Annotated in this window: 3 protein-coding genes; 1 reads left to right on the top strand and 2 read right to left on the bottom strand. The window is 73.3% G+C overall.

Annotation, left to right across the window (positions count from 1 at the left end):
- Positions 1–435: 435 nt before the first annotated feature.
- A complete protein-coding gene (locus VF647_20745; protein ID HEX8454522.1) occupies positions 436–1,902 on the bottom strand; it encodes a diguanylate cyclase in 1,467 nt (488 codons plus the stop codon).
- A 376-nt stretch (positions 1,903–2,278) separates the two neighbouring features.
- Between VF647_20745 and VF647_20750 the strand changes: the two genes are divergently transcribed.
- Positions 2,279–5,137: a serine hydrolase gene (locus tag VF647_20750; protein HEX8454523.1), complete on the top strand. Its 2,859-nt coding sequence runs from the start codon at positions 2,279–2,281 to the stop codon at positions 5,135–5,137.
- Positions 5,138–5,654: 517 nt separating this feature from the next.
- Here the strand turns inward: VF647_20750 and VF647_20755 are convergent.
- A partial coding sequence (locus tag VF647_20755) for a DNA gyrase C-terminal beta-propeller domain-containing protein (protein ID HEX8454524.1) occupies positions 5,655–5,950 on the bottom strand: 296 nt, incomplete at its 5' end.

Consider the following 5,950-nt stretch of genomic DNA (forward strand, 5'->3'; position numbering starts at 1 on the left):
GAGCGCCGGAGCCGGCAGGTGAATCGTGGGGTCAAACGAAAGCAGAGCCGCTATCCCGTCCGGAAGCGGAGTGACTGCTCCCGGACGGTGATGCGGACCCTTGAGGTGCTTAGGTAAACGGCATTGCGCCTTCGCGGACTCGGGGGCGAGATTGGTCCCGGTGGCGGAACCCGGTGTGGCGGCAAGCCCGCATCCAGGAGCGAATGAATTCGCCGCTGGAAACGCGCAAAGTCCGCCTGCGCGGACTCGGGATCTGATATGGCGCTTCTCGAGCCCACTTCAGTGGGCTTCGCGTGGTTCCAGCCGGGGGATTCATCCCCCGGCGGATGCGGGCGCCGGCCCCCGCCTCCGCCGAACCTGCGAAGGCAGGTTTCCCGCGGTTGTTGCAGCGGTTTCAACCGCCGGACCTCACCCCGGACCTAACTCCGGACACCCTCACCCCACCCCCAGCTCCGGCGGCAGGCATACCTGGTCGCGGCCGCGCTCCTTGGCGGTGTAGAGCGCCGCGTCGGCCACGGCGATGATCTCCTCGCCGGTGGCGGCGTCGCAGTCGGGCCAGGAGGCGATGCCGGCGCTCAGGGTGGCGCGCACCGCCACGTCGCCGAAGACGAAAGGGATGGAGGCGATGTGCTTCCGCGCCCGCTCAGCGAAGCGGCGCGCGCCCGCCGGCCCCGTGCCGGGGAGCACCGCTACGAACTCGTCGCCGCCGTAGCGGCCGGCACGGTCGTGCGGGCGCGCGGCGCCCTCGGCGGTGAGCCAGGCGCCCAGGGCCCGCAGCACCGCGTCGCCGGCGATGTGGCCGCAGGTGTCGTTGATCTGCTTGAAGTGGTCCAGGTCCAGCACCACCACGCTCACCGGCTCGCCCCGCTCGCGCGCCGCGGCCAGCTCCCCCTGCAGGTAGAGGAGGAGCGAGCGGCGCGTGGAGCACCCCGTGAGCTCGTCCGTGTTGGCGAGGTCGTGGGCGCGCTCGCGCTGCTCCACCAGACGCTGGAAGACCTGCACGCGGTCGCACGCCTGGACGATCGCCTCCACCACGCGCACCGCAAGCTCCGCCGCCTCCTCTCCCAGCGCCGGCTCGTCCACCGTGGCGCGCTCCACGAAGAGCCCCGTCATCCCGTCCGCGATGGCGAAGGGGACGACGATGGAGGAGCGCAGCGGGCGCACGAAGCCGCGCGCCTCCCAGTCGCCGCGCACCGTGTCGAAGAGGGGAGACGACTCCGCGTCGCACACCTTCACCGGCTGGCCCGTGCGAAGCGCTTCCGCCACTTCGGGGTAGTCCTCCAGGTGCAGCACCAGGCCGTCCTCCGGCTGGCCCTGCGAGGAGGCGGCGATGCGTACGTCCGTTTCCCCCTTTTCCACCACCAGCACGGAACATCGCGCCACGCCCAGGATCTGGGCGGTGCGCGAGGTGACCAGGTGGAACATCTCGTCGGCCGTGACCACGCGGTTCAACTCGCGAATCAGGTCGATCGTCTCCAGGCGGATGCGGGCCTGCTCGCGCACGCGGCGCAGCTCGCGGTTGCGCAGGACGTGCGACTGCACGCGCGCCAGCAGCTCGTCCAGGCGAAACGGCTTGGTGAGGAAGTCCACCGCGCCGTCGCGCAGTGCAGACACTGGGAGCGCGCCGTCGTTGGTGGCGGTGATGAGGACGACGGGCACGTCGGCCCAGCGCGGCTCGGTGCGCAGGCGGCGCAGCACGTCCAGGCCGCTCATCTCCGGCATCATCACGTCCAGCAGCACCAGGTCGGGCGGCTGGGGGGCCGCTTCCAGCAGCCGCATGATGGCGTGGCCGTTGGTGGCCGTGTGCACGGTGTAGCCGCTCGCCCGCAGCGCCCGCTCCAGCCCGTGCAGGATGGACGCGTTGTCGTCGGCGACGAAGACCGTGGCGGGGGTGTCGCTCATTGCGCGATGTATGGTTCTCAGCCCGGGGCGGGGATCGCGGCCCCGGAGGAGGGTGCGCGCGGTGACCCGTCGTGGTGCCCGGCGGGCGGCGGAACTCGTGGAAAAGATGCTGGGGACCGATCGGACGCGAGCGGATTGCCCGGGGGAGTCCGGCTTGGGCGAATGGCTGGCTGGCGCGCGAAGGGCAAGAGCCGGACCAGCCCCTGCGACATGCACAGTGTGAACGTTTACGCGGTTTTCTCGTCCGACGGGTGGCGCTGTTGAGGCATTGGCGCCGCATCCGTTGCACCAGGTGTGTCCCACGGCGCGGGTCCGGTTCGTGCCGTTCGTGCGCGGGGCGGCCCGCCGGGCGCCCCGACCGACGCAGACGGACCGAATGGAAATCTTGCTCTCACGCATCATCCGCCGTTCCCCCGTGGGACGGCTGCGTTTCGCGGTGCTCGCGACGGCGGCGCTGGCGGCCTGCTCGTCGCCCCCGCCGGAAAACCCCTGGACGCCGGGCAGGATCGCCCGCATGCCCCTGCGCCACAAGCTCGCGCAGATGGTGGTCGCGCGCGTGGCGGTCCCCGCCTCCGGCCTACCGCCCGCCCTCGCGGACACGCCGCGGGTGGGCGGGATCGAGCTGGCGGGGGGCGGAGCGGAGCGCGCGGCCGTCCTCCTGGACTCGCTGCGGCGTGGATGGCCGCTACCGCCACTGGTGATGGCGCGGCTGGAGCGCGGCGTGGGCGCGGTGCTGGATGGCGGCACCGAGCTCCCTGCGCCCTCCGAGCTGGGCCCGGCCGTCATCAACACCCGCGCCGCCCAGGCCATCGCCGCGGAGGCGAAGGCGGTAGGGATCGACCTGGCGCTGATCCCCGGCCCGCGCCTGCCGGGGCCCTCCGGCGGAGTTCCGGGCGACGTCACCACCACCGGCGGGCCCGCGGCGACGGCGGAGTTCCTCCGCGACCTGCGCGCGGCGGGGCTGCCCGCCATGGTCACCGCGCTCGACCCGCCGCGCTGGGCATCCGGGCCCGTCCCGCCGATCCTGCGCTGGGACCGCGCCGCGCTGGAGGCCGGCGGACTGGCGGCGCTCCGCTCGGCGGTGCAGGACAGCGTGATGGGGGTGCAGCTCGGCTGGGTCGCGCTCCCCGCGCTCACGGGCGACTCCGTTCCGCTCCCCCTGTCGCCGGTGGCGGGGGCGGGCGTGGTGCGCCGCGACATGGCGTTCGACGGGCTGCTGGTGGCGGAAGTGGGCCCCGGCAGCCCCCTTCGCGCCCGCTTCGGCGCCGGCGCGCCGGTCGCGGCCATCGCCGGGGGCGCGGACCTGCTGGTGGGGGTGGACGATCCCGCCGCCGTGGTGCGCACGCTCGCCTCCGCGGTGGAGCGCGGCACGCTCTCCGCCGCGCGCGTGGACGAGGCCGTGCGGCGCATCTTCGCGGCCAAGGCGCGGCTGGGCGTGGACCGGCCGCGCCAGGACTCGCTCTCCACCGTGCGCGCCGCCCTGCGCGGAACGGAGGCGCTCGGGCTGGCGGAGGAGCTTCACGGGCGCGCCGTGAACGTGGCGGGCACGGCGCCCGCCGCTCTCCTGCGCGGCTGCACGCGGATCGTCCTGGTCCTCCCGAAGAACTTCCATCTCCCCGTCTTCACCGCCGAGCTGGCGCGGCGCTCGCGCGGGCTGGCCGCCCTGGGAACGCCGTGGGTGGCGCGCCGCGGGCCGCTCTCCGCCCTCACCGCCTGGCCAGCGAACGATGCGCCCTGCGTGGTCGCCGTCGCGCTGCCCGGCTCCGCGCCGCGCGTGGTGGACCGGCTTCCCGGCGTCGCCATCCCCACGGACACGGTGAAGCGCGACAGCACCACCGCCCCCGCGGACACGGCCTCGCGGCGCATCGTCTACGTCTCCTTCCTCCCCGCCCCCGGCGACTCGCTTCCGCAGGTGCCCTCGGCGGTGCTGGCGTGGGGGACGGGGCCGGAGGCGCAGCGGGCGGCGGCGCGCGCGGTGACGGGCGTGCTGGTGCGCGAGGAGGTGGCGCCGCGGCCGCTCGCCTGGCCGGCCGCCCGCACCCTGGAGCGCGCCGCCGCCAAGGATGCCGGGATGAGCGCCGACTCGCTGGCCCGCATCGACCGGCTGATGAGGAAGGCGATCGACGACGGCATCTTCACCAGCGCGGCGGTGGCGGTGGGGCGGCATGGAAAGCTGGTGAAGCTCACCGGCTACGGCCGCACCGGCGGCATGCCGGTGGATCCAGAGACCACCCTCTTCGACCTCGCATCGCTCACCAAGGTGGTCGGCACGACTGCGGCGGCGATGGCGCTGGTGGACGACCGCCAGCTTCCGCTGGACGCGCCGGTGCGCCGGTACGTGCCGCTCTTCCGTGGGGGTGAAAAGAGCAGTGTGACCATCCGCCACCTCCTCACCCACACCTCCGGCCTCCCCGCGGGCGCGGACCTGTACGGCGACGCGCACGACCCGGAGCAGGCGCTGCGGCGGGTCTACCGCACGCCGCTCGTCTCCAGCCCGGGTGAGAAGATGGAGTACAGCGACTTCGGGATGATCACCATGGCCGAGGTCGTGCGGCGGCGCGCGGAGGTGCCGGTGGACCAGTTCCTGGCGCGCCGCGTCTACGGACCACTGGGGATGCAGTCCACGCAGTACGATCCCCCCGTCGCGCTGGTGCAGACGATCACCGTGCCGACCGCGCTGCGCTCCGAGCGGCCGTACACCATCGACGGCGTGGTGCACGATGCCAACGCTTTCCGGCTGGGGGGCGTGACCGGCCACGCGGGGCTTTTCTCCACCGCCCGCGACCTCTCGGTTTACGCGCAGACGTTGCTGAACGGCGGGTCGTACGGCGCGCGCCGCGTGTGGTCGCCGCGCACGGTGCGCATCTTCGCGGCGCCGCAGGGGCTCCCCGGCAACCGCGGCCTGGGGTGGGACAAGCCGGCCCCCCGCTCCTCCGCGGGCGACTACCTGTCGTCCAGCTCCTTTGGCCACCTGGGCTTCACCGGCACCTCCGTCTGGATCGATCCGCAACGCGACCTGTTCGTGATCATCCTGACCAACCGCACCTACGACGGCGGCACCACGGGGGAGATCTACCGCGTGCGCCAGACGGTGAACACCGCGGCGGTCCTCTCCATCACGGACGTCAAGATCACGCCGCGCCCCGGCACCATCGCCGCGCAACCCAAGCCGAAGCCCAAACCCAAGCCGAAGCCGCGCCGCCCGCCGAGGAGGCCGCGGGGGCGGCGGGGGTAGGGGCCCTCACCCCCGCTCGTTCCTCGCTGCCCCCTCTCCCGATAACAGGAGAGGGCTGCGCCCTCGCCGTTATCGAGAGAGGGGGCTTGCGTGCGCGTCGGTGGGTTCTGTGCCCCGCAGAGGGCCCCCTCCCCCCGGCCCCCTCCCCCGCCTGCGGGGGCGCAGGGCGGGTGAGGGGGAGAACTCCGCGTGCGGACCCAATGCCCGTGCCACACCACCGCCCGCGCCCCACACCGATCGTGTAGGGGCAGACCTGCGTGTCTGCCCTCCCTCGCCCCGGCCACGAACCCCCGCCTCACGCACAAACCCCGTAGGGGCGCGATTCATCACGCCAGCCCTCGCCCGCGCCACGAACCCCGACCCCTAACACCCGATCCCGTAGGGGCCGCCCCACGTGGCTGCCCGTGCCCTCCGCCGCGCCCGATGCCGGCGCCCCGCCACCCCAGAACGCAAACCCCCTCCCCCGGGCAGTATCGGGGGAGGGGGATGCGTCGCGGAGCGACGCTGGGGGTGAGGGCTACAACGAGTCCAGGTGGTCGTCCGTGTAGTCCTCCTCCGGAAGCTCCTCGTCGTCCACATCGTCCGCGTCTGCGGTGTCGTCGTCCTCCAGATCCTCGTCGAGGCCAATTTCCTCCTCGAGCGCGGCCGAAGGCACGATCTCCGTCGTTTCCTCGGCTTCGGAGACGATAGGTTCGGGGACGGCGTCCTCGTTCACCACGCGCGCCACGTCCATCACCGTGTCCTTGGAGCCCAGGTTGATCAGCTTCACACCCTGCGTGTTGCGGCCGATCACGCGGATCCCGTTCACAGGCT

It is taken from the genome of Longimicrobium sp. (assembly GCA_036387335.1).
GTDB lineage: Bacteria > Gemmatimonadota > Gemmatimonadetes > Longimicrobiales > Longimicrobiaceae > Longimicrobium.

Excerpts from the sequence above, each read along its gene's own strand:
- VF647_20745 (HEX8454522.1), bottom strand. The coding sequence starts at position 1,902 with ATGAGCGACACCCCCGCCACGGTCTTCGTCGCCGACGACAACGCGTCC.
- VF647_20750 (HEX8454523.1), top strand. The coding sequence starts at position 2,279 with ATGGAAATCTTGCTCTCACGCATCATCCGCCGTTCCCCCGTGGGACGG.